20 protein-coding genes and 2 pseudogenes are annotated in these 25,481 nt (G+C 47.0%); 8 read left to right on the forward strand and 14 right to left on the reverse strand.

Annotated features, from left to right (window positions below; genetic code table 11):
- Window positions 1-142 precede the first annotated feature (142 nt).
- A pseudogene (locus RLO19_RS19480) lies at window positions 143-334 on the forward strand (hypothetical protein); the annotation flags it as partial.
- Window positions 335-355: 21 nt separating this feature from the next.
- On the opposite strand, the gene RLO19_RS19485 reads toward RLO19_RS19480, so the two are convergent.
- From RLO19_RS19485 to RLO19_RS19505, 5 genes are all read right to left on the reverse strand, one after another.
- Window positions 356-601, reverse strand: a complete 246-nt coding sequence (locus tag RLO19_RS19485; RefSeq protein ID WP_446359098.1) for a hypothetical protein — start codon at window positions 599-601, stop codon at window positions 356-358.
- A 44-nt stretch (window positions 602-645) separates the two neighbouring features.
- Window positions 646-2,382: a hydrogenase maturation protein gene (locus RLO19_RS19490; RefSeq protein ID WP_446359099.1), complete on the reverse strand. Its 1,737-nt coding sequence runs from the start codon at window positions 2,380-2,382 to the stop codon at window positions 646-648.
- A 62-nt stretch (window positions 2,383-2,444) separates the two neighbouring features.
- The gene (locus RLO19_RS19495) at window positions 2,445-5,063 is read right to left on the reverse strand and encodes an MHYT domain-containing protein (protein ID WP_446359101.1); all 2,619 of its coding nucleotides are present in this window, start codon (window positions 5,061-5,063) and stop codon (window positions 2,445-2,447) included.
- A gap of 708 nt (window positions 5,064-5,771) precedes the next feature.
- On the reverse strand, window positions 5,772-6,203 hold the full coding sequence (locus RLO19_RS19500) for an FHA domain-containing protein (protein WP_446359103.1): 432 nt from the start codon (window positions 6,201-6,203) through the stop codon (window positions 5,772-5,774).
- 66 nt (window positions 6,204-6,269) lie between these two features.
- Window positions 6,270-7,376, reverse strand: a complete 1,107-nt coding sequence (locus RLO19_RS19505) for an ATP-binding protein (RefSeq protein WP_446359105.1) — start codon at window positions 7,374-7,376, stop codon at window positions 6,270-6,272.
- Between the two features lie 152 nt (window positions 7,377-7,528).
- On the opposite strand from RLO19_RS19505, the gene RLO19_RS19510 reads away from it, so the two are divergent.
- Window positions 7,529-8,503, forward strand: a complete 975-nt coding sequence (locus RLO19_RS19510) for an Rpn family recombination-promoting nuclease/putative transposase (RefSeq protein ID WP_446359121.1) — start codon at window positions 7,529-7,531, stop codon at window positions 8,501-8,503.
- A gap of 11 nt (window positions 8,504-8,514) precedes the next feature.
- Here the strand turns inward: RLO19_RS19510 and RLO19_RS19515 are convergent, their stop codons facing one another.
- From RLO19_RS19515 to RLO19_RS19525, 3 genes are all read right to left on the reverse strand, one after another.
- Window positions 8,515-10,050 carry a DUF5691 domain-containing protein gene (locus RLO19_RS19515; RefSeq protein WP_446359107.1) on the reverse strand — a complete coding sequence of 512 codons (1,536 nt, stop codon included), beginning with the start codon at window positions 10,048-10,050 and terminating at the stop codon, window positions 8,515-8,517.
- Window positions 10,051-10,112: 62 nt separating this feature from the next.
- A complete protein-coding gene (locus RLO19_RS19520; RefSeq protein WP_446359109.1) occupies window positions 10,113-10,721 on the reverse strand; it encodes a hypothetical protein in 609 nt (202 codons plus the stop codon).
- Between the two features lie 134 nt (window positions 10,722-10,855).
- Entirely contained in the window at window positions 10,856-12,154 is a 1,299-nt protein-coding gene (locus RLO19_RS19525) for an SWIM zinc finger family protein (protein WP_446359111.1), read from the reverse strand.
- A gap of 152 nt (window positions 12,155-12,306) precedes the next feature.
- Between RLO19_RS19525 and RLO19_RS19530 the strand changes: the two genes are divergently transcribed.
- Window positions 12,307-14,643 (forward strand): glycoside hydrolase family 31 protein, encoded by a 2,337-nt coding sequence (locus RLO19_RS19530; protein ID WP_446359113.1) that lies wholly within the window; start codon window positions 12,307-12,309, stop codon window positions 14,641-14,643.
- A gap of 123 nt (window positions 14,644-14,766) precedes the next feature.
- Here the strand turns inward: RLO19_RS19530 and RLO19_RS19535 are convergent, their stop codons facing one another.
- A complete protein-coding gene (locus RLO19_RS19535; RefSeq protein ID WP_446359122.1) occupies window positions 14,767-15,573 on the reverse strand; it encodes a hypothetical protein in 807 nt (268 codons plus the stop codon).
- 371 nt (window positions 15,574-15,944) lie between these two features.
- On the opposite strand from RLO19_RS19535, the gene RLO19_RS19540 reads away from it, so the two are divergent.
- Window positions 15,945-16,619: a hypothetical protein gene (locus RLO19_RS19540; protein WP_446359114.1), complete on the forward strand. Its 675-nt coding sequence runs from the start codon at window positions 15,945-15,947 to the stop codon at window positions 16,617-16,619.
- A gap of 159 nt (window positions 16,620-16,778) precedes the next feature.
- Window positions 16,779-16,949 (forward strand): annotated as a pseudogene (locus RLO19_RS19545) (methionine adenosyltransferase domain-containing protein); the annotation flags it as partial.
- 58 nt (window positions 16,950-17,007) lie between these two features.
- Here RLO19_RS19545 and RLO19_RS19550 read toward each other — a convergent pair.
- Complete coding sequence (locus RLO19_RS19550) at window positions 17,008-17,340, reverse strand: hypothetical protein (protein WP_446359115.1); 333 nt, start codon at window positions 17,338-17,340, stop codon at window positions 17,008-17,010.
- A 316-nt stretch (window positions 17,341-17,656) separates the two neighbouring features.
- Window positions 17,657-19,255, reverse strand: a complete 1,599-nt coding sequence (locus tag RLO19_RS19555; protein ID WP_446359116.1) for a serine hydrolase — start codon at window positions 19,253-19,255, stop codon at window positions 17,657-17,659.
- A gap of 499 nt (window positions 19,256-19,754) precedes the next feature.
- Here RLO19_RS19555 and RLO19_RS19560 point away from each other — a divergent pair, with 499 nt between their 5' ends.
- Window positions 19,755-20,054, forward strand: a complete 300-nt coding sequence (locus RLO19_RS19560; protein ID WP_446336726.1) for a DUF6464 family protein — start codon at window positions 19,755-19,757, stop codon at window positions 20,052-20,054.
- A gap of 32 nt (window positions 20,055-20,086) precedes the next feature.
- On the opposite strand, the gene RLO19_RS19565 is transcribed toward RLO19_RS19560, so the two are convergent.
- Window positions 20,087-20,932 carry a TlyA family RNA methyltransferase gene (locus RLO19_RS19565; RefSeq protein ID WP_446359117.1) on the reverse strand — a complete coding sequence of 282 codons (846 nt, stop codon included), beginning with the start codon at window positions 20,930-20,932 and terminating at the stop codon, window positions 20,087-20,089.
- 353 nt (window positions 20,933-21,285) lie between these two features.
- Here RLO19_RS19565 and RLO19_RS19570 point away from each other — a divergent pair, with 353 nt between their 5' ends.
- Window positions 21,286-21,480, forward strand: a complete 195-nt coding sequence (locus RLO19_RS19570) for a hypothetical protein (RefSeq protein ID WP_446359123.1) — start codon at window positions 21,286-21,288, stop codon at window positions 21,478-21,480.
- A 160-nt stretch (window positions 21,481-21,640) separates the two neighbouring features.
- On the opposite strand, the gene RLO19_RS19575 is transcribed toward RLO19_RS19570, so the two are convergent.
- Window positions 21,641-24,205 (reverse strand): AAA family ATPase, encoded by a 2,565-nt coding sequence (locus RLO19_RS19575; RefSeq protein WP_446359118.1) that lies wholly within the window; start codon window positions 24,203-24,205, stop codon window positions 21,641-21,643.
- A gap of 5 nt (window positions 24,206-24,210) precedes the next feature.
- The gene (locus RLO19_RS19580; RefSeq protein ID WP_446359119.1) at window positions 24,211-24,945 is read right to left on the reverse strand and encodes a toll/interleukin-1 receptor domain-containing protein; all 735 of its coding nucleotides are present in this window, start codon (window positions 24,943-24,945) and stop codon (window positions 24,211-24,213) included.
- Window positions 24,946-25,155: 210 nt separating this feature from the next.
- Here RLO19_RS19580 and RLO19_RS19585 point away from each other — a divergent pair, with 210 nt between their 5' ends.
- A complete protein-coding gene (locus tag RLO19_RS19585) occupies window positions 25,156-25,362 on the forward strand; it encodes an NACHT C-terminal alpha/beta 1 domain-containing protein (RefSeq protein ID WP_446359120.1) in 207 nt (68 codons plus the stop codon).
- The last annotated feature ends 119 nt before the right edge of the window (window positions 25,363-25,481 follow it).

Genomic DNA, 25,481 nt, shown 5'->3' on the forward strand with positions numbered 1-25,481 from the left:
AAAAAAAGGGGTTCTAGATATTAAGTGATATTCTAGTTGACTTCGGGTAGGACATAATTGTGTAAGACCTAATTAGAGGTGACTCGAAAGGGCGATGATTAGCTCAAGAATCTCCCGCGTTTTAACCGGGAGAGTGTCAAACGAATTACTCGATGATACCTATTTGGCGGTGGGTAGCGAAGCTTATACCGCCGCGTTGCAGGTCTATAACTATGCTAAAGCCAGTGGCAATGTTGGCGGGTTGGATACCCTCATCGAGGAAATGGGACAACGGTTTGCCCGTAAATCGCGAAAGCCGCAGCATGAAGACTCCACTACGCCAGGACAATCCTAACCGTTGACCCTCAAATCTCGGTCATTCAAGTCTTTTACTCGGCGTTTCCTGTTCTGAAGGGGAATGTTTCTGTTCCGAAGGGGAATGTTCCTGTTCCCAAGGGGAATGTTCCTGTTCCGAAGGGGAATGTTCCTGTTCCGAAGGGGAATGTTCCTGTTCTGAAGGGGAATGTTCCTGTTCTGAAGGGGAATGTTCCTGTCCCGAAGGGGAATGTTCCTGTTCTGAAGGGGAAATGCCGTGTCCCGATACCATGTAGAGACGCGCCATGGCGCGTCTCTACAGGGTTTTAGGGTTGTGCAGCCCGCCCTATTTCAGGGAAAAGAAATCAATGAACATACCTTTTCCGAATGGGGCACCTGACGATGAATCGCTAAATGACGCGGTGTCTGGGACGCCGTAATTTTATAGACAAAATTATACCGTTGTTGATGATAATCTTGATCAGGCTCATAGAAATTCCGTCTCATTTGAGCTAACTCTTCATTTCGATAAGCCTCTAAGGGTTTAAACCGTTCATCCCGTTGCCGTTGTTCGCGCTTAAATGCTAACTGTTTCCCATAAGCGGGATGGTGAGCAATTTCTTCAGCCACCCACTGAATCTGCTGGCGAAAACTATTAGGTTGCTCCGCAAACGCCTGATCAATCAGTCCAATTTCTGCGGCGATTTGAGTCCCCATCGGCAGACAAATATCCGTCAACTCCCGTGCTTTTTCAGCACCCACCCGCTTGGGGAGAGAATAAGTCCAATACTCTGATCCATATAATCCCATCCGCTTATAATGGGGATTAAAAACAATCCCCCGACGGGCATAAACCTGATCTGCCGCCAACGCCAACATCACACCCCCAGCCGCCGCATTTCCCTGTAAACCTGCAATAACTAGATGACTATCTGTTGTCAGAATGGTATGAATTAAATCATCCATAGCGTTAATATTTCGCCACGACTCATCCGCCGGATTCTCAGCCGCTTCAATCACATTCAGATGAATCCCATTCGACCAGAAATCATGTCCCCCCATCAAGACAATCACCTTAGTCTTCCGGCTACGGGCATAAATAAAGGCATCGCCTAATCGCCGACATTGATCTGTACTCATCGCCCCATTGTAGAAGTCAAAATGCAGGTAACCCACCTGATTTTTTTCCTCATACCAGATTTCTTGATAAGTTTGGCGATTAGGGGAAACCTCCAACGGTACCTCGGATTCCGGTACGGTTTTTAACTCATCCGCCAATACCAACGCCGCTGGTAATTTTAAGGATAAGCGATTCGGGGTTTTCGGTTTCAGATGGGAAATCCAAACCGCCCCATCAACAGTGGCTCGACAAATCGCCCCGTGGCGTTGGGCAATAATCTCTCCCGGCGTTCCTGTTAAGGTATCTTCAGGATGAGCGCCATAGAGATAATACCGTTTACCATAAATCCGATCCAATAACCCCGGTTGACTATCGGCAGAGCGGATTTTCTGAACAATAGTAGATGTAGAGTCATAACTCCAATCAATGGCTCGGAATCGCTGTTTCATATAAGGACGTAAACACCCCTGCACATCCGGTTTATTATAATCAAGGGGTTCTGGAGTAAAAGTTCCCGATTCAAACCGTTCCACCGTTTGTAGAATCGCCTGAATTGCCGCTTGAGTCAGTTGGCTGCGATACAAACAACTTTTACTCACCGACTGCATGGGAAAAGTAACCGTAGCCCAGATATCCCCCGCATCCATCTCTTCATTTGCCTGTAACGCCGTGACACCCCAATACTCAACATTATTCATCATCGCCCAATCCAAAGCCGAAGGTCCGCGATCGCCCTTGATACCCGGATGGATAATAACACACACCTGACGCCGCCAAATTGTTTCCGGAATCACCTGCTTGAGCATCGGGGCAATAATTAAATCCGGCTGATAAAGTTCCACGGCTTCAATCATCACCTGATCATTTAAGCCTAATTCAATGGAAACCTGATCACCTCGATACGCCAACTCCAAATGAGTGCGCTGGGTTAGACTGTTATATGCAGTCGCTAAAAGTAATATTTTCATAGATGCAACCTCTTAATTATGCCCGAATCATGTCGTGATCAATGACAAATCCCCAATCCCGATTAAACTTCACAGGTTTCACGTACCCGTTTCGGGGATACTGAATAGACGGGTTTTCGGATGGGAGTTTGAGAAATGGGAATATCGACCCAAAACTCCGTCCCTTCTCCAGGTTGAGAGAAACAAGTTAATGTACCCTGATGTTTTTCCACGACAATTTGATAACTAATCGACAAACCCAAACCCGTCCCCTGACCGACGGGTTTAGTAGTGAAAAACGGGTCAAATAAATGAGCTTTTACCTCCTCCGTGATCCCCTCACCCGTATCTTGAATCCGAATCCGTACCTGATCCGTCTCCTCTAGAACCTCTGTAGTAATCGTGATTTGTAACGGCGGGGGTTGATTATCCAGCGCATCAATGGCATTATCGAGGAGATTCATAAACACCTGATTTAATTGCCCCCCATAACACTCAACTTGGGGGAGTTGACCATAATGTTTGATAATTTCAATGGGAGGATGATGTTCCTTTCTTTTAAGCCGATTACTCAAGATCAGTAAAGTATTCTCAATTCCTTCATGAATATCAATCGGCTTCACATCCGCCTCATCCAAGCGGCAGAAATTCCGCAAAGATTTCACCAAATCCCGAATCCGCACCGCCCCCATTTTCAGAGAGCCTAAGAGTTTAGGAAAATCTTCCACCACAAAGTCCAGATTCATTGCCTCAGCTTGTTCCTGAATGGTAGCCGGGGGTTCAGGATAGTGCTGCTGATAGAGTTTTAATAGGCGCAGTAAGTCTTGAGCATATTGATGAGCGGGTTTAATATTTCCATAGATAAACGAAACCGGATTATTCAGTTCATGAGTAATCCCGGCAATCATTTGACCCAAGCCGGACATCTTTTCACTTTGGATCAGTTGCGCCTGAGTTTGTTGTAACTTCTGCAACGTTTGCTGCAACTTCTCCGCCTGCGCCGTCGCCCTCGCCGCCGTGGTATGGGCAGAGGTATACAATTGAGCATGGTCAATCGCGATCGCGAGTTGATCGACAACAGCGCTCAAGAGTTCGACTTCACTAGAACTCCAAGCACGGGGTGTACGGCAATCGGTACAGACTAAGGCACCGATTTGACCAGAATTGGTTTTTAGGGGTAAGATAAGCTGGGCTGTAACCTCAGCACGAGTCAGGAGTTGGCGTTGAGTGGCATTTAGGTCAGGGTCTTGGGTGACATCATTAATCTGAATCATCTCTAAATCCTGAATCGATTGGATCAGAGAGATAACCTCCGGATTAGAGTGATACCCTAGCTGACAAGATAAACCCGATTTCCGCGCCTCGTGAGTAATGGCAATACTGGGTTTTCCATCCTCTTGAACCCGCCAGAGGAATTGACACCTATCCAGGTTTAACAAACTGCGGACAGAGAAAACAGCCGTATCGAGAATCGTATCCACATCCAAGGAATTGCGAATCTCTCGCGCCAGATAATTAAGTAATGCTTCCCGTTGGGCAAAGGAATGAGCTTGTTGTTCCGACTCACGCAATGCCTGAAGCGTCTGCTTCCCTGTGGTAATGTCGTGATAGGTAAGGACAATCCCCGCCACACTAGGCAGAAACAGCAGGTTATTGGCGATGACTTCAAACTCTCGCACCTCCCCAGCCATGTTTGGCAAACGCAATTCAACGGTTACATTTGTGTGGGGGGAATCAAGAGCCTGGCTTAACAGACCATCGGCGATGGGAATATCTTCATTGAAGACAAATCCCCAGAGGGTTTTACCCAGCCAATCCTCAGGATTATAGCCCAACACCCGATGCAAAGATGGGCTAGTATAGAGAATCATCCCCTCGGCTGTCACCACGGCGATGAAATCCGAGGAATTTTGCACCAACGCCCGAAACCGTTCCTCACTGTGGCGCAAGATTTCTGCTTTTGCCCTCTCCACATTCAGGCGTTGATCAAATAAGGAGGTAATTAGGGGTATGGCTAAGATAAACAAAGTCGCCAGGGCGATAAACCGAGCCAGCCACAAATCGTTAATGGCGGGGGATGAAGGCACAACCCCTAAATCCGTCCCTTGGAAGCGAACCGCCGCCATCCCAATATAGTGCATCCCCGCGATCGCCAAACCCATCACGATAGCACTCGCCAGCTTCAGCAACATTCCCGAATCAGCCCGGATATACCGCAGTTGGAAGGCTAGCCATAGAGCAATCAAAGAAGCCGCGATCGCAACAACAATCGAAACCGCCACCAGTGTCAGATTATAACTAGCAACCGCCTCTAATTCCATTGCCATCATACCTGTATAGTGCATCGCGGCAATAGCCAATCCCATAACCATACTGCCCAACAACAGTTGCAACCACCCCATCTGAGGACGAGAAGCCAGCCACAACGCCACTCCAGAACCCAGAATTCCCACCACCATCGACACCCAGACACTGGAGAGGTCATAAGATATAGGAATAGGCAAGTTATACGCCAGCATACCGATAAAGTGCATCGACCAGATACCAATCCCCATCGCCACTGCACCCCCAGCCAACCAAAACTGGCGAGTTCGCCCTGTCGCCATCGTGACACGCCCCACCAGATCCAGTGCGGTGTATGACGCAATAATGGCAATTACCATAGAAAGGAGAACTAGGTTGAAGTTATAGGTAGCGCTCATAGTTGTATCCGTGTGAGTTATATTAATTTTTACCCCGTTGGAGTAGGTAGAAAATATCGGCTACTTTAACAGCCGTTAATGGTGAAACGAATTCAACCTTCACGAAAAAGTTGAATCACTACGGTTCGTGCAATAGGGTTTCAAATGACTAACCCGCGCCAACCGCCCCTGCATTTATGCCTCAGTAGCGGGAGTCACTACAGGTTAGCGGCTTGAGAGAACGCCTACAACCTCACTTTAACCCCCAAAATCTGTCCTAATCCTAGCTGTCTGCTTGATTTGTTTCGATACCAATAAGTTTAGAAAGTATGGGGATAGCTATCCCGTAAAATTGACTATACCTAAATGTAAGAATAATTACCGTTTCTTGGCATGACCCTTAAGATTTAGATGAGACTGTATCTTAAGTCGTAAAGTAACCGTTACTATTTTCCTATCGACGATGTAGGGGCTGTAGGGGCTGTAGGGGCGAGTCGCTGCATATCGTTACGGGGAAATCCATTAATTATCTCGACAGGCGGGTGGGCAATGCCCAGCCTACGATATATAGCAACCGCCATAGCGGTTAGGACGCATCATTTTGTAGAGACGCGCCATGGCGTCATTTTGTAGAGACGTTGCATGCAACGTCTCTACAACAGTTGGTTTGTCCTAATCGATGTGTCTACTGCTATATCTGACATACGCAAGACATAAGACATAAGAGAGTTAACCATCAACCGGCTCCCGACGCACTCTGTAGTAAACCGCCTTCACCTGGGGTCCAAAGACAATCTCCTCTTCATTTTGCAGATCATAGCTTTGCCGCTTTTGACCGTTAATCAACAAACCATTAGAACTTAACTTTCCTTTAAGATTGCCATCAACAATGCGATAGGCATCATGACCATCCTCACCCTGTACTCGCATTAACGTGGCGTGGTGGCGCGAGACAAACTGTGAGAACAGACGAATATCACAATCATGGTCTCTGCCAATAGAATAGAGTTCACCATCTAAAACAAACCGATGTCGTCCTCGATCATCTTGAACAATGAGAACATGTCCCTCAGGTAAATCGGACGTATCTGAACTCACCGCGTCGGTAGATGACTGAGCCGATGAGGGTGGAGAGTCTGGAGAAGGTTCTATGGGCAACATCTCACTTATGCTCAAGCACTACAGATCATAGTAGCGACAGGAATCGCTGACTGGAAAAACCTAACCCTAAGCTCCGAAATCTCGGCAAGCGCGATACAGGTCAGTCCAGCCTTTGCGTTCTTTGACCACAGTTTCGAGATACTCTTTCCACACTAGCTTATCTTGGATCGGATCTTTAACCACAGCACCCACCAGTCCAGAGGCAATATCCTCAGCGCTGAGATGTCCATCGCCAAAATGAGCAGCTAGGGCTAAACCACTATTCACCACTGAAATTGCCTCCGCTGTGCTCAGGGTACTACTGGGAGATTTTAGTTTAGTTTTACCATCTTCGCTGATACCACTACGCAATTCTCGGAAAATCGTCACCACCCGCCGGACTTCCATTAAAGCGGGGGCTTGCACCGGGAGTTCTAAGGCACGTCCTAAGCTTTCTACCCGCTGTTGGACGATACTTACCTCCTCGTCGATGGTTTTGGGCAGAGGAAGGACAACGGTATTAAAGCGGCGTTTGAGGGCGCTAGAAAGGTCATTGACACCCTTATCGCGATTATTCGCTGTGGCGATAATATTAAAGCCTTTAATCCCTTGCACCTCATCCCCCAGTTCCGGAATCGGTAGCATCTTTTCTGAGAGAATCGTAATCAGCGTATCTTGGACATCAGCCGGAATCCGAGTTAACTCTTCCACCCGGGCAATTTTACCCTCTGCCATCGCCACCATCAGCGGACTACGCACTAAAGCATCCATTGAGGGACCTTGGGCGAGTAAGCGGGCATAGTTCCAACCATAGCGAATGGATTCTTCACTGGTGCCGGCTGTGCCTTGAATTAGTAAGGTTGAGTCACCGGAAATAGCAGCGGCTAAATGTTCTGATACCCAAGACTTAGCGGTTCCCGGAACCCCCATCAGCAGTAAGGCTCGGTCGGTGGTTAGGGTAGCGACAGCTATTTCTATGAGTCTGCGATCGCCGATATACTTAGGCGATACCACAAACCCGTTCTCTAGTGTACCTCCCAATAGGTATAAGGTGACAGCCCAAGGGGATAAATTCCAGTTTGGGGGGCGCTGGCGTTGATCCGCTTTTGCCAGTTCCGCCAATTCTTCGGCAAACTCTTGTTCGGCATGTTCACGCAATAAAAAGTTTTGATTGTTTAGCTTTGAACGATTCACAGTTGTTTGTCCTGAAAAAGGCTCTTCCGTACCTGCTATACTAAACTAACTTTCTCACCATTTATCTCAACTCGTTAGATTTAGTCCATTCTTGTAATCTTGTCAGGGGTGGAAAGCGATTTAGTTTAAGCGATGAATAAATTATGACTAAGATGAAATTTATTAGCCCCAAAATCGATTATGCCTTCAAAAAAATATTTGGTTCAGACCAAAGTGAAGACATTCTCATCAGCTTCTTAAATGCAATTGTCTACAATGGAGAAAGTGTCATTTCTAGTTTAACCATTGTCAACCCTTACAATCCCGGTCAAGTCGAAACCTTAAAAGATAGTTACTTGGATATCAGGGCTATTCTAAACAGTGGAGAAATTGTTCTCATTGAAATGCAGGTCGCCAGGGTAGCCGCTTTTCATAAGCGAGTGACCTACAATCTCTGCAAAGCTTATGCTAATCAGTTGGCATCAGGAGACTATTACCTGGAAATTACCCCTGTGATTGCGGTAACAATCACCGACTTTATTCTATTCAAAGAAAGCCATAAATGTATTCATCATTTTGTGTTCAAAGACAAAGAAAGCTCATCGGAATATCCTGAACATGAATTGCAGCTAATTTTTTTAGAATTACCGAGATTTGTGAAAAAATTACCAGAGTTACAGACATTGGCAGAGAAATGGATTTATTTTATGACCCAGGCTCAAGACTTAGAAGAAATTCCAGAAAGTTTGGCAGAAGTTACGGCAATAGAAAAAGCTTTAACCATAGCCAATCAAGCGAACCTGACACCAGCAGAAGCTGAGGAAGTCAGTCGTCGAGCCATGCAGTTGCGAGATGAGATAGGACGCATCAAATATGCTACCGAAGAAGCACGGGAGGAGGCGCTGGAAGAAGGTCGTCAAGCAGGTCGTCAAGCAGGTCGTCAAGAAGGTCGTCAAGAAGGTCGCATTACAGAAGCACGGGCTTTAGTCCTGCGTCTGCTGAACAAGCGATTTCCAGACAAGACAGCGGAACTCAATAGCTTAGTAGAAGGTTTGTCTTTGTCAGCTTTAGAAGAGTTAAGCGATGCTATGTTTGAGTTGAATAATTGGGAAGATTTATTAACTTTATTGGCAGATATAGACCAATAAGTAGGTGAACATCAAATTTCTCTGCCCATTTCATAGCGTAAACTCAAAATTGCCAATACTTCGTCAATCACTTCCGTCCAATAAGACGCTAAAGCTGACCGTTCTGGTACGATATTGGTTAAACGAGTCGAGAGTTCGGGGACAATATCAGGACTCATAAAATAGGCAAACTCCTTTAAAGCCGTAGACAGCGACCAATCGTAAGGATTATCAGTTTTAGCCAGATAGCGCCGTACACCCTCTAAAACGATACCTGTCAGTTCGGTACTCCAAGGAGAGTGGCAATGAGTTAATAAAGTGAACGCCGGATGTTTGCTGTCAAATGGGACTTTTCTAGATTGAAATAAATTCAAGAAAAAGCTATCTCGTTGTTCAGGAGAGAGGACATCGATTAACCCAGAAATTAATTGATTTGGCGGGATTAAATAGCCCTTAAACGTACTAGAAAACGGCAGTAAAACCTCTGCCCATTCCGGATTCTGTTGTCCCATCGCCGCCACTGCCCATCCTTCAACCAAAGAACTATCCCACTCACTCCGTTTTGCAGCTTGTATCCATTCAGCCGGGGATTCTTCCTGAAGTTCTGACCAAAGATAAAGGGGAGTCGCGGCGACAATTTGTAAAATCATCCAGGCTTTATTCCCTAATAACTGAGGCGGCTGTTTGCTATCAATACCATCTCTGGTTATCTCTTGTTCATTATAATCAGGGAGGATAAAATCTAGAAGCAAACGGTTGCGCCTGCGTCGAAATGTAATAGCGGATTGGATGCGTTGCTGCATCCGCTGACATAAAGCCGATTCCGGTAACTGCGCCAATAAATTAGCCGCTTGGCGTCGCACCTCTTGGCGGCGGTCATCTAGTACAGTGTCTAAAAATGGCTCATCCTCTCGATTTAAGCCAATTTGCAGGGTTTCTAACAAGGCGATTCTGGCAAAAGATGGTTCTTGTTGCCACACAGCCACAAGTCGTTCCCGTGCTGAGGTGGGATGTTCACGCCGCAGATGGTGTAATAGGAGTTTGCGGGCGTCTAGACTTCCCCTTGTCCAAGTTTGTTCGATATCCTCATCTCCCACATAATGCCAATCTGGATTATGGGCGGCTAACCAACGTCCCCGCTGACCTAAAATGGGGAGAATCTGAGGGCGTAACTGAGGTGAGGTGCGTCCGAGTTCGAGTAACTCTGGCAAACAATAGTCTGGCACACGATATCCGGCTGTAGCGGCGGCGGTTAACCATTCAGGTAAGAGTTTTACCCGCTCTTTTTGTAGCATCAATTTCAGATAGTGGGCGGCGCGGGGGCTACAGGGAGGTTTATCTTCAGGTGGACAAGGTTGGGGTAGGGGTTGATTATCGGTAATCGCCCGTTGTCCGGCGCGGTGATAGAGAGAAATTGCCCCAGCCGCGCTGAGTAATGTGGCTTCTGGGTCAGTAGGATTAAGTTGGGATAAAAGTTGACCCAGTTGATTTGTTGCTGGAGTGAGAGTGAGAGTTCGTCTCTCTGTGCCAACTAAGGCGGTGGTGATTACGTCTTCCCAGAGACTCATTGAGGCTTTACCGAAGATGGGATGTTAAATCGATTTTAGCTTTATCTATGCTCTTTCTTTTTTTACTCTAAAATCCCCACTAAAATCTTCACCAACTCTGCCAAATCATCGGGCAATGTATAAGACCCAATATCTCTTATAATTGTTAACGTAGTTCGCTCTAACTTACCAAAAACCCACAACTCTCCAATAGTCACCGCTCCATACAAGACATCCGGTGACTCCTCCAACATCGTCAACGCAATCAACTCCACCGCCAGTTGAGTGAACCCCCGCGTCAAATCATCCCGCTTCGCTTCAATAACAATTAATCCCATCTCCGACTCAATAAAATAATCTAAATTCCCCTGAAGTTGCTCATTAACCTTCAATGGGTACTCAATTCGCAACAAACGGCGGCACATTACCGCCACTCGCGCCAACACTGGCGCAATCAAAATTTCCCGCTTGGCTGTTTCACTGCTGAGAGTGACATAAGGAATCGTGTCTTCTAACTGCTGCTGTAACTCCGAAAGATGCTCAATCTCACGAGTGGTTTTGGGTAAGTGAAGGCGTTGGCGTTCAAACTTATAGCCAAACTCTGCCAGGATTTCATCGGTATCATTGGGTAGCTCAAAGTAGGAACGAAAACTATAGCTGGTTCCCTCTTGCAAAATTTTGGGCTTAGACATAAATACTCCTGAGTTTTAGGTATTGTAGGTTCACTATTGTTATCCGTCGAACTTTTCAAGCTTTGCCGGGTTGATGCCAGTAAATCTAACAAAATCTAGGGCTAAAGCCCTGACTACGAACCCACTCTTATCCATCAAAACGCGATAAACTGATCTTGGGAAAAAGCACTTAAGGGAAAAAAGTCATCACCATTCCATTCGCCAAACACGGTAATGGGATGTCCCCCACTCAGGGCAAATAACTGCCAACCCTCTGTAAAGCTAGGGGTGAGGCGTAATACCTGATTAACACCGTCGCGCAATGCCCATCCTTTGTTATATTTTTGGGGAATAACGCCTTGTAAACTTAGGGGAAATTGGTCTAACCAGGGTTGACAAGCTAAAGCATTTGTGTATTGAGTTAGGGCAGTTGCGATCGCGCGTTCCCCCTCTATCTCTGTAAAGGTTATGGCTGGGGCGTGATGGGTTTTGACAATTGCCCGCAAGGGATAAGCACTGGCAAAGAATCCCAAGTCGGCGTCGAGGAGAGTACCGGGGATGAGACTGGTATCTAGGGGTTGAGAATGATGGGCAAAGGTAAGGATGAGGGCGAATCGTTGCGTCTGTTGTCCTTGTAACCATATCCGTTGTGCTTTAAGGTTATCCTGGTCTTCGATACGTAGTCCTAAAATTAACCAGCGATCGCGGATAATCGAGGTAGCGGTTTCTTCTTTTTGCCCCCAACCAATCGCCGTGCGGATATCGGCTTGAATGTCTGGGGGTAAACTTTCTAGGCGTTGGAATCCTTGGAGTAATAGATACAGGCGTCCCAACCGTTGCAAAAGGCGTTCTTGCCAACCCACCCCCGTATAAGGAATACCCGACATCTCCTGTAACTGACGTGCCAATCCGGGGGCTTGAGCATCAATCATCCGGGCGGCGACCGTATCCCAAAAACTATAGTCTTTTTCCGGTAACTTGGCTAATCCCTGACGGACTAAATCGCGCAACCAACGGTCTAATTCTTGCACACCCCCTGCCACATTTTCCTCCCGTTTGGCGGCGCGTTTGGCTTGAGCCACGGGATCAGCAACGTTTTCTGATTTTTCTACCTTTTTAACCTGTTTTTGACGGCGAGTGGTAATCCAATCCTTTACCCAGTCGGGGGATTGATTTTGGTTAAACGTATCGGGTTGATTGGCGAAAAGTAATAAAAGTCCAAGTCCATGTTTGCAGGGAAATTTACGACTCGGACAACTGCATTTAAACGCCGTTTCGCCTAAATCGATTTGGGTTTGATAGGGTTGACTTCCACTTCCAAGACATTCTCCCCACACCGCATCCTGATTCTGTCCCAATCCTTGCCATTTGGATAAGTGTGCCAAGCCTTGACCATTTTGGGCAGACTTAGCATCGGGGGCGAGTGCGAGGATTTGTTCCGGAGTCCAGGTCATGGGCTTATGTTAGGGTTCATCCTTGAGAAAAAACAGGATAGGCTATGCAATGATTCCCCTCAGGATAGATACTCGAAAAACACACTACATCTAGATTACTAGTTGATCGCTAATCGCTCACTATCGATTAACCAGAATCGTCTCCACCGAATATGCCAGAAACTGACCACTTAATCCCCACAGAATCAACCCCTTGGTTGACGCTCAAAGCCGTGCAAGGGGTTACCCAAGACGAACAGGGAGTTGAGATTGACTGTGGCGGTCCTCGTCTGAGAATAAGAGTATTAGCACCCAACCTGATCCGGGTGCGTTTAGCGCCTCAAGGAAAGTTCAAACCGCGTCGTTCCTGGGCAGTAACCCGTGATGATAGAGAATGGTCTGTTGTACCGTTCCAGGTTCAGGAAAAGGCGACAAGGATTGAAATCAAGACCGAGGGGCTGGACTTGCATATTCACCGTGATCCCTGTCGCCTAGAATGTTTTGATAGCGAGGGTCAACCCTTTGCCCAAGATACCGCCCTGAATATGGGGTGGCGAACGGGTGCAGTAGCAACCTGGAAACGCATCGAAGCCGATGAACATTTCTACGGATTAGGTGAGACGACTAGAGGACTCGATCAACTCGCCAAGCACAAAACAAACTGGACGTTTGATGCCTTAGATTATGGTGTTCTCACCGATGATATGTATGTCGCGATTCCCTTTGCGATCGCTCTACGTCCCCATCTGGCTTATGGCGTTTTCTTAAATACAACCTTTTGGAGCCGATTTAATCTGGGAGCAGAACAACCCGGAGTCTGGCAAATGGAAACACGAGATACTGAGCTAGATTACTATATCATCTATGGACCTGAGCCCCAGCAAATCCTCTCCACGTACACCGAACTAACGGGTCGAATGCCATTACCCCCTCGGTGGGCGCTGGGCTATCAACAATGTCGGTGGAGTTATGACACCGAAGCGGTTATCTATAAACTTGCCCAGGAATTTCGCACCCGACGTATTCCCTGTGATGTGATTTATCTGGACATTGACTATATGCAGGGGTATCGAGTATTTACCTGGAATGGCAGACGCTTCCCTGATCCAGGCAAACTCATCCGTCAGCTAGCCGAGGATGGATTTAAGACGGTGGTGATTAATGATCCGGGGGTGAAATATGATCCAGACTATAACTACCCCATTTTAGACCAAGGACTTGAGCAAAACTACTTTATCCAACGAGCCGATGGCAAGATATTCTACGGCTATGCTTGGGCAGATCGGTCTGTTTTCCCCGACTTTCTGCGCCCCGACGTCCGCGACTGGTGGGCGAACTTGCACCAAGGCTTTACCGAGTTAGGGATAGCCGGGATTTGGAACGACATGAACGAACCCGCCCTCAATGATCGCCCCTTTGGGGATAAAGGGGAGAAAATTTGGTTTCCTCTGGATGCGCCCCAAGGACCTGCGAACGAACGTACCACCCATGCTGAAGCCCACAACCTCTACGGGCAGATGATGGCGCGTGCGAGTTGGGAAGGGATGAATCAATGGCGTCCGAATTCCCGTTCGTTTATCCTGACGCGATCGGGTTTTGCCGGGATTCAGCGTTGGTCGGCGGTATGGACGGGTGATAATCATTCGTTATGGGAGTATCTGGAAATGTCCCTACCGATGCTGTGCAACTTAGGGTTATCGGGGGTAGCCTTTGTCGGGGCTGACATTGGCGGCTTTGCGGGTAATGCCAATGCTGAACTCTTTGCCCGGTGGATGCAGGTAGGAATGCTTTATCCCCTGATGCGGGGTCACAGTATGATGGGGACAGCCCAACATGAACCGTGGGTGTTTGGGGAGCAGGTGGAAACGATCTGCCGTGATTATATTGAACTGCGCTATCGTTTGCTGCCGTATCTTTATACCCTATTTTGGCAAGCGGCTAGCACCGGCACCCCCATTCTGCGACCCTTAGTCTATGAGTTTCCTAACGACCCAAAAACCTATAGCCTCTACGACCAAGTGTTTTTGGGACCCTTTTTAATGGCAGCACCCATTTACCGCGCCGGTATGGATCATCGGGCAGTATACTTGCCCCAAGGCACTTGGTATGACTGGTGGACGGGTGAGTCTTATCACGGACCTACGCACATTCTTGCCCATGCACCCTTGGAACGAATGCCCCTCTATAGTCCTGCGGGGGCGATTATTCCCATGGGTTGTGTGATGCAACAGACTCAGGAGCGTCCCCTGGATGAGTTAACGCTGCGAGTGTGGGCGGGAACAGGTGAGTGGACGATGTATGAAGATGATGGTCAAAGTTTTGAGTATCAAGGGGGGGCTTGGGCAACAACGACGTATCGGGTTTATCCAGAGGGACAGCAATGGGTGGTGGCGATTGGGGAACGCCAAGGAGAATGGACACCTCCAGGGCGTCACGTCATTGTGGAGTTAGTGGGGATTGGGCAACAGGAGTTTGAGGATGATGGGACAGCGCGATGTTTGAGGTTTTAGGGGTTGCTGAATAAGTATTGTGGTGGGGGTAAGTGTTAGGTATTAGGTGTTATAGCAATCGCCATAGCGGTTAGGACGCATCTTCTTATGGTAGAGACGTTGCATGCAACGTCTCTACAACAGTTAAGCGCCATACTTGCGTAACCGTCCCCCATGTGCCAACGCTAACCCCATCAACTGCACCCCAGGACGTAATCCTAACATCCCCCGCCCACAAGCATATTCATCAAATGTCGCCACGTCATCCACTTTGGCATATTTGCTATGAATCATGACTGGGACAGGATGCCAACTGTGTTGTCCCATTATCGCAGGTGTAGAATGATCGGCACTCACGACTAACACATCAGGATTGAGTCTAGTAACTAAAGGCAAAAGCTGATCGACTTCTTCAATGACCTTTACCTTACCCTCGAAGTTACTATCTTCTCCCTTACTATCGGAATGCTTAACATGGAGGAAATAGAAATTGTACTTTTCCCCATAAACCTTTTGCAGCGCCTGAAACCGTTGTTTCATTCCACCGGGACGCGGGACAACATCCATGCCGATTAAGCGACTCACTCCCCGATACATGGGATAATCAGCCACGCAAACACCATCAAGTTTAAAGCGATCGCGGATTGCCGGCAAGGGTTGATATTGCTCAAACCCTCGCAGTAAAATTCCAGTAGCCCGGTCTTCATCGGCTAAAACCTGCTGTACCTGATCAATAAAAGATCGCACCAACTCGGCGGTTTTCTTTGAGTCCTCTGATGCAGGCGTTGGCTCTTTAGCGGGAACGCCTGTGGTTTGCGGATCAGTATCTGCTAAATTTCCCCCCAATCCCTGACCCCGCAACACAAATACCGCCCGGTGTTCGCTGACGCTTTCAAAGAAATAGTCCCCTTCAAAATCTAAGCTCACCTTTTCCCGAATCTTTTCACTGATTTCCCATTAAGCGTCCCTCACTGGCATTTTGAACTGAATGCAGTGAAACAGGCAATTTAACTTAAGGTAGAAACCTTTTTAATTTTAAATTTTGAATTTTTTACAGACGGCTGTAATTACTCTACTGAGGTCTTGATAATATCTACCTGAAGGTAGATATTATCTTTTTCTTTGGGTAGAAGTCAAACCCAGTGATCATCGCTAAGCTGCTTTTAGCTAAATATATCCATTCCTGCCATTTTCTTCCCAATTTGGTAGTTCAGGATGTCCAAAGGTTGTAATAGCACGTTTTGAGAGAATTTCTTTACTCAGAAGGTATAAGTATGATGAATAATTCCGCTTTCAGACCAACTTGTTCTTTGCTCACTACTATGGCGATTAGTACAATTACGTTGATGATAGGAGCAAGTATACCGTCAGTTCGAGCACAAACAGCGGATTCCTCTTCTGAGCCGGGAATGAATTCAGAATATCCGTGGCAAAATGTTTCAACCCATGCCGAGAATTTAAAACCCGCAGCATCCCCACCCAACTTGGCTCAGCAAACCGTACCTCCACCGGATGCTCCAACCGAACCCCTAGACATTGACACAACAGAGGTATCGCCGGGTAGAGCGACTCGTTCAGGTTCAAGCTATATCGGAATTGGCGGTAATATTGGACTGGGAGATGGGGATACGGCTCTGGGTGAAACAAGCTTCGCTATCTTCAGCAAAATTGGCTTAACCAGCAATGTATCGGTGCGTCCATCAGTCCTCATTGAAGATGATCCCACGATTCTGCTACCTGTAACTCTTGACTTTACCCCTGGTGTCACCGAGGTGACGGCGGATGTAACCGAAGACGTGGGTGCTAGAGTCTCTCCTTATATTGGCGCTGGAATCGCTATCTCTACAGGAGATGACAGTTCAGTGGATTTGCTGGCTACGGGAGGTGTGGATGTACCTTTGGCGACTCAATTGACAGCAACGGCTTCCGTGAGCGCCTCGCTGTTTGATAACCCGGCTGTGGGACTGTTATTGGGAGTCGGCTATAACTTTAGATAATCTTCAGGGGGAACAGGGAACGAGGAACTGTAGGTGTTTTTTCGCCTGTGCTGAAGAATAACAATGTAGGGGCGGGTTTCACAACTATCATTTCTTTTCTTACCCAGATGTAAATAAACCCGCCCCATCTTAATTATGAATGTTCCCTGACAAACGACTAATTTTGATTTTCGTCTGGCGGGAATTATTCGTAAGTTTAATTTAAGATTTTTGCCGTCGTTAACTAAGGGAGGATTTTATCAAAAGTTGGCAGCTTATGGTCATGTGGGCAGGATGGATATAGAATTACCTTGGGAAAAAACTGATAAAGTTGAGGTTTTGAAGGGGTGAGAAATGACACGGTTGGGAATTTCCTAAAAACATTGTAGAGACGTTGCATGCAACGTCTCTACTCTTCTTCTGATTGACTTTTGTAATTAATGTAGTCTTCATGATAGTTTCTCTGTTCGAGTAACCTCTCCACTCCATCAATATTAATTGTTTTTAGCATATCTCTGGCAACTTGCATCCCTTTTTTTAACAGGATAAGGGTCTTGCGAGTTCTTGAACGTTCTAGGAGTCCTTCTTTTTCTAACTGAGCAATTATATCATAGTCAAATCTCTTGCTCTTGTAAAATATGACACCAAACCTGACACCGATAAAATTTTCTCTGCAAGGTTTTTCTTGGTAATTTTCCAGATAAGGATTGTATTCATCCCGACCCGACAGATATATAAGCATTAGATATAAAGGCTTCAAAACCTGGTAATGCTCTATAAAGCTTCTGTCTTGTTGTGACTGTTTTTCATTACAGTTGAATGGCATTCTTTTTTAATGGATTTAGATTGGTGAAAGCCTTAAAGTTTTTCTTTTCCATGTTCAGTTTCTCGATCATTTCCCCCCGGCTCTCCTGGCTACCTCTGCTCCCCTTAACCGAACAGTATTGACTATATTCTATAAATGCTGCCTTATCTTTGCGATCGCTAACTGAATTAAGGGCGCAAGCCTTGCGCCCCTACAAATTAACGAATGACAAAGGATGTAAGACATAAGACAATTACAAAATCGTCCCCTGCAAACCAATCAGCAATCCACTCACCATCATGGCAGGAGTGCTAATCGGCATCGAGTTGAGACTCGGTGTCGCCCTTGGTTTATTGAAATAGTCATAAACCGTGCGGGAAAGGTTACGAATTAACTCCGAGGCACTCGCATCATTGTGGGGACGTTTCACCAAGGTGACGATGAGATACCGTTTCCCTGTAGGCATATCCACAATACCCACATCTCCTAATACTGAACCAATATCCCCCGTTTTATGGGCAACCATCGCCCCTTTACCTAATCCTTGAGGAATTAGGGAATTATTTACGGTACGCTGCATGATATCCAACAAACGATCGCGCGATCGCAAAGTCAATAATTCCCCTTGATTCACCTTATACAGCAAGTTTGCCATGTCTCTGGCATTCGTGGTATTCGTTCCTTCTAAATCCGGTAAGGGGTTATTGATTGCCGTTGCGGTTAATCCCCAAGATATGAACCGTTGATTAACAGCTTGGATACCGCCGAGGCGATGAATAATCATATTGGTGGCAGTATTATCACTAATGGTAATCATCTTGGTTGCCACTTCCAAGGCACTATACTGCGTCCCAGGTTTTTGATATTGCATGTCCCCTGAACCTTTAGCGATCATTTCTGGTGTCATGGTTAGGGGTTCATCTAAGCGAATTTTGCCCGCATCCACATCCTGAAAAAATGCCACCAGAATCGGGACTTTAATCGTGCTAGCGGCGGGAAAAATAGCGTGACTTTCCCAGTCTAAATAGGCACCCGTATCTAAATCCACCACAAAAACACCAGGTTGCAATTTAGGATTTTGGGCGAGTAAGGTTTGCACTTGGGATTTCAGGGGAGTGATTTCTTGGCGCAGGGGGAGGGTTGGGGAAATGCTTTGATTCGTCGGGCTTTCTTGAGGGTTCCCCTCCGCCGCTTCACTCGATTGCATCGACATTTTGCTGGTGGGATCTAATACTGATAATAGAGTTCCTGCGATCGCGCCAATGCCAACGCCGAGAATCAGGAGGCGGATAATCTGAATCCATATACCCGAAAAGCGTTTTTGGGAATGCCGAGTGCGCCGGGATTTCCCCGTCTGGGCGGGTTGATAACGAGATGACTGACGCTTCGGTTTAGCCTCTGATGGAGTCGAGACAGTTGAGCGCCGCTTTTGCCGACGGAGGCTATTTTCCTGACGTGGGTTCAAAGGTTGGGATAGGGGAGTTGCAGCCGGCGGGTGACTCATCCGACGATTCCCCAGAGAAGTTTCTCTGATGGGTATCCCGTTAATCGCCCGGAGTTTTGGTAGCTTCAGATTTGGGTAAATCGAGGATTCACTGGGATACTGGGCAAAACGGTTTAGAGGTAAAGGTTTGGGGCGACTGGGGTTTTGAGAATTAGGCTGAACCGCACGCAGTTGAATGGGGTGCTGACGGCTTTGTGATGGGGAAGATGAGGGAGGATTAATATCCTCTCCCAGGGGCAAAGTTTGTCGAGGGCGGCGTTGACGAGAAAGCCGACGAGAACGATAGGTTTGTCGTTGTTCAGACTCGATGCGATCGGTTTGATGCTTACTGCCCCTAGACACTGCCACTGAAAATACCTCCAACACAACTAAATTCTAGATATTTACTCTTCAAGCAGTCATAAAAACTCTTCCGTTGCGGGAAACTCCGTGTCTTCAGACCGGAGAGGAACGCGCGGTAGCGGTTTTAACCGCATACCCCCTTTCGGGGTGGAGGGGTATGGGTGCCCCTCCTATTGTCTCCCATTTCTGGGGTAAGGTTAGCCTCGCCAATGTTATCGGTCGGTAACTATCCAAAAAGCACTGTTTCAGTGACCTTAAAACTGTTTAACTTTTCGGTTCTAGAGCAGTAAACTAGCTACGCATCTACTGGTAGGTCTTGAACACTTGCCGATAACGTAGTCAGTTAAGACTTAAGCTGGTCAGAATGGCTTGTTAGATTTCTCTTTCAAGCCTCATGCCTTTAGGCTGAGGTTCCTGACATCCCTACAGATGCTTTGTATTACACTCAAATTACACTCAAATGACAGAACCATTGAGCCAGTAGAGTCACCCTGGAGGAAAAAGCATGTTAGAGACAATTATAGTGTTTGTCTTGGGTTTGACCCCCCCAGTGCTTTCCATCTGGGTGATGCATCGAGCTAAGGAACAGGCGCAAATTAGGTTAAGAAATTCTATTCAAGCATCAACGGCTAGGGTACTGCCAAGAAATCCATTACCGCCTGATCAGTATTATCTCGAAGGCGTTGGTTATTTAATCGGTGATATTACCTGTCGATTTAATGCTCGTTCGGCTTATATCCGCTGCGCGGTTAATCCCTCAGGTCCTTGTGATAACTGTTGCGACTACGAACCCAGGGAATTTTAATTCAATTTAATCTTCGATTTGATGTAGGGAGTTCACTGTTTCTTTTGAAAGTAAGCGGTAGCCAATTGAGTGAGGTATTGAATTTCGCTTAAATCAGGACTCTGACTTGGACTATCCATTCTGAGCCAGAGTAGATATTCAATATTACCTGCAGGACCTGTTATGGGAGACCAAGTTAAGCCTTGATAGACCCAGCCTAAACCATAAGCGGTTGGTAAAACTTGTGCGATCGCGCCAGCCTGATCCTTAGGATCGCGCACAACGCCCTTTTTGCCAACCCGTTCTCGTCCCACTTCAAACTGTGGCTTCACTAGCAACACCACCTCACGCGGCGCTTGCAGCAGATTCCATAAGGCTTTGAGGATTTTCGTCAGGGAAATGAACGACACATCTACAACCCCTAAATCTGGATAAATCCCCTCCTTGTCTTCTTTGTCTACTTCAAGAGATTCTCCATATAAATCAGCAGGTTCTAGATAGCGTAAATTCGTGCGTTCTTTCAAAATCACCCGGTGATCATTTCGCAATCTCCAAGCCACTTGCCCATACCCCACATCAACACCATAAACCCGTTTTGCCCCCCTTTGCAGTAAGCAGTCGGTAAAGCCGCCGGTGGAAATACCCCCATCTAAGCAAATACGTCCTTCTACCGCAATTCCAAACTCGTCTAAGGCTTTGGCTAACTTTTCCCCACCTCTAGAAACATAAGGGGATTTCTGAGCAATTTTAATCTCGGCGGTTGTCTCTATTTCAGTTCCCGGTTTATCGACAAGCTGCTGATTTACCCGCACTTCTCCCGCCCGAATCAACCGCTGTGCCTGTTGCCGGGATTCGCATAAGTTAAGGTCTACTAATAAGGTATCCAGTCGTTGCTTCAAGCGTCTAATCGATTAACCAATAAATCTCCCCTATTATCATACTCATACCAAGGAACCCCCTTTTGCCATGGCGATTGAAATCGCACCTACACAAACAAAGTCCGCCTGCTTCGGAAAGAGGGCATGGCGCGTCTGTAGGGGCGGGTTTCACTACTATCTTTTCGGTTGCACAAGGGATGTGACTAAACCCGCCCCGATGCAGATGTCTAACTTTCCATGAAAATCAGTAGCATTTCCACCCTAAAGGGGTTTGGGAACCAAACCCCTACTGTTGAAACACCCTTCTCCCTCATCTTCCAGACGTGCCATGGCACGTCTCTACAAACCCAGCTCCCCCAGCTAAGAGACGTAGCATGCTACGTCTCTACATTGCTCCCCCAGCTCCCCCTCACCCTCATCCCTCCACTCCCACAATCTCCGCCAACGCCTCAGCATATGCGGGTGACGAGTTCAACGTAGAGCGACCAAGCGGCTTTTCGTTCGGTTTCATCGGCTACCCATTCCGCGCCGCCGATGCCGAAGGGAAGGTTTACCGATACTTTTTTTAATTTAGCTGGGTCTTGGTTTAGCATTCGTTGATTCCTTTTTTATAGTCATATCATGTCCGGTTGAATACCCATAATTACGGTGAGGGTGAGTAGGGGCTTGGTTACCAAGCCCGTACATTTTTATTAGGGGTAATGGGTCTGGATATCATATCATTAGTTTTTAGGGTGAACTTAAGGTAAAGTTATTGATAACCTTGGCGATATCTGTTACTTGAGTGGGATAGAGTTTGGCGAGATGTCCGCACATTTTATAGGCAGCATCTAGGTAGTAGGCACAGGGAATTAACAGATGTTTGAAGTTTTCCTTATCGCCTGTCTCGACAAAGGCAGCCGCGATAGCGGGAAGGTGTTGATTGTGGTAGATGAGAATTTTCTCGGCTGTTAAGAATGCCTGTTCAATGCATTGAGCTTTTACCTGTGCTTTGGCAATCTCAACCAGCGCCCATGCCCGTTTGGATGAATCCTCAATATCTTGAGCGGTGGCGATGGCGGCGGTGAAGTTTTCTGCGGTTGGCTGGGCTTTAGCAATCTCCATGAACGCCCTTGCCTTGTAGTATGAATCCTCAATATCTTGAGCGGTGGCGATGGCGGCGGTGACGTTTTCTGCGGTTGGCTGGGCTTTAGCAATCTCCATGAACGCCTCTGCCTTGTTGTATGAAGAGTAAATATCTTGAGCGGTGGCGATGGCGGCGGTGAAGTTTTCTGCGGTTGGCTGGGCTTTAGCAATCTCGATGAACGCCAATGCCTTTTTGTATGAATCCCGAATTTGCTTAACTATGTTCAGGGCAGTTGTGAAGTCACTCACTTCGACAAGGTTCTGGCACAGTTTTGCGAGACTCTCATCATCTAAAATTCGCCTTGACAGCTCCGTAAATGTCCCTTTTGTCGCTGTCAATAGGGGCGTCAACAAGTAAACAGCACAATCCTCTATCCAAGATGTTGATAAACGGGGCAAATTTTTCTGCTGCAATCGCTCCAATGTTTGGCGTGCTTGCTCCATTTTCTCTGTATCCTGAGTAGCATCTTTGGCTAACACCCATGCCAGCAGCAGATACCAGAGGATACAGCGTTCAATTTCAAACTGCTCCGCCAGCGCCCAGGCTTTGGTGATATTGCCTGCTCGCAACGCCTCCAAGGGTGACTCTTGAGTAGTTATCTGTATCAGTCGCCCTGCGTGGAGCAGCAGAAACTCTGCCATTCCAGCCGCATCATCGGTTTCGGCTTTACCCTGCAACGCTCTCTGCACCGTCTTTAGGGGCAAATCCGGCTGCTCTGGTAACTGTTGCCGTTGAGCCGTAACATAGTCTTGATTATGGGCAAGTTCGTACAACTCCTCCCGCCGCTTCGCTTCCTGCAAGTGTTCGGCATAATACTGCAGAGCATAAGCACTCTGGTGTTCCTGCCATTTGCCACAGTAGTCGATTAACTCCTGCAAGGCATCTTCGGCTTCGTCTCCTAGCTGGTTGCCAAACGTCTTAGCCAGCAACGGGTGGGCAAAAACGTAGAACTTGCCCTCAGTAATCTGCATCCAGCGCGTCACCTGCCAAAACTCGCTTAGCTGTCGCAAGTCGCGATCGCGCATTTGGGTTAATGTTTTGATATCCTCTTTCTCTAGTACCCCTTTCGCTACCGCTAGTAGGGCAAACAACTGCCTGCGTTGCTCAGGTAAATCCAGTTCATCTAAATCCTTTAGCTGTTGCTCGACATATTCCTCAAATCCCGTGGGTGTTTGTGCCAACACTTCCCGTACATCCTGATTTTGAGTTGCCGCCTGTCTCAACTCCTCAATCAGATGATGCAGGTATAGGGGGAACCCATCGGTTATCTCATCCAGCCTGTTGACAAAATCATCATCCTGTGAGTAAGTCGCTAACTCGCTGATTTCCCCTAGCCACTTGGGAATTGCCTGACGGGGTAGCCGCTTCAGGCACAATCTCTTATCAGCATCGTCTATCCAATTACGCAGGTAGCTTGGCTCCTCTTCTTCCTCAGCGCGTGCTGAAGCAATCACAAACACACCATCCGGGAGCCTGGTAAAAAACGGCTCAAAGGTTTCTGAAGCCTCATCCAACCCATCTAACACAATCACCAGACGCTTACCCTCTGGCGAGACAGGTTTCTCCAGCATCCCCACCAGGATATCCCGCATCCGATTTGGATCATTAGGAAACTGCCCATTGGGGATGTTGTGATAGAGATAGAGTTGCTTGAGCAGATGACGATAGGCTTCCGAGACTGAGCGCGTCTTCGGGTAACGGTAGCTAAAGTAGTGCACTGCGATGAAATAATCGTCCTGCTTTTTCTGTTGCCAATGAGACAACAGAGCCGATTTGCCAAAACCCGCCGCCGCCTTTACCAACAGCACACCCCTGGAATTATTCAGTACAAAGTCATCAAGCTGACGCTGCTCCTCATCCCGCCCTTCCAAGGGTTGCTTGATATAATCATCAATGATTTTCTTGACTTGAGCTTCTGTCTCGTAGCCACTATATTGCTCACCAACGATGGAAATCGCGGGTTCATCTAAGATTTGATTGAGGTGTTGAAGTTTATCCTGTTGCTCAAGAAGCTTGATGAGTTCAATCGCCCTGTCAGATTGACAAGCCGTAGAGCCAGGAAGCTCCGCCTCCTCAATATCATCTTTAAGACGAAAAATCACTGCCTGAAATTGCTCACTACTGAGTCTTTCGAGTTTTTCTAATAGTTCTTCGTCTAAATTAGTCATTCACGCTACTTTTTTAGATAGGGAGCAACTTTATAAATAGTATTGAGCAGTTTTGAAAGGGATTCTCCTTCTTGTGCAACGGCTAGTCTAACAAATTCCTGGGCTTTTTCCGATTGTGACGCATTATCTGGAAAGTCGTATTCGTCAACTGATTCGTAATAAAACAAAACTTTCTTAAACTGAGGGGGGCGGAGGCGCTCAAGTAGCTCTAACGCCACGAATCGTGGTTTTTTTTGCAACTCATTTTCTGCAGATTGCCCCGTCGATGATGAGGATGGGGATGTCGTTTGATTCTCACCTGCCGCTCCTGGCTTCTTTCTCGTAATCCCCCATTCCAGTAAATCTAGAGCTTTGATGTCATCAAGACTGCTAACAAAATCTACCCAGTTTCGTTGACTGAGAAACAGCAAATCATCGGGAACTTTGTTAACTCCTGGTAGCAAAACGGGAATGACAGGAATATTAGCGTTTCGAGATTGACTAATAATTACGGATATTTCCTCTTCTTGCCAATTTCCTGTTCCCACAAGCCCAAAGAAAATGGCAGCGGATTTAACATTAGGAATCGCTTGTTGAATTACCTTTTGAAAGGATTCTCCTGGAGGGATTTGCTCGATGTCTACCCAGGGCTTTAATCCACGCTGCTTAAGCTGCTCAGCAATCTCCAGCACTTGCGGTTTGTCCTTGCTGTTGTGAGCCATGAAGACATCAAACTGAGGTTGTTTATTTAGTTCATTCATCTAAACCGCTCCATTTATGGTGACGACAACTAAATCCCTTCGCGGCTGCGGAAATCCGTTATCAGAGGCTCGACAAAGGGTTTATCGATACGGCTATGACTAATAAAGGCTTTCTTGCATTATTCCATATTATAAATAATGGCACTATTATAAACGCCTCTTGGTGTTTGATGTATTATCGGGAACCCCCCACCTGGTAAGGGCACGGCAATGCCGTGCCCCTACGGGGATACATTTCTTACAGAGTTGAGCCAGTTTGAGGGTAGGATTTGTATCATCACAGACAAATGCCTTAACCCCATTTCTCTACACTATTTTGTATCGAGTCAGCTAAGTGCCAATGTAGAAGATTGGATACGTGCGATCGCGGCAATCAATTATATAAATCTTGAGGTTTACCGTTCAAGCGATGGGTGAAGGCTCCCACGCTCTTTAGCTGGGAGATGAAACCGAGCGAACCGTCTAGGTAGCGAATAAATTCGCCAGTCAAATAATTCGGATAACGTTCTACTATTGTGGTAATGTAAATACAAGTC

It is taken from the genome of Coleofasciculus sp. G2-EDA-02, assembly GCF_040226375.1.
Classification (GTDB): Bacteria; Cyanobacteriota; Cyanobacteriia; order Cyanobacteriales; family Coleofasciculaceae; genus Coleofasciculus.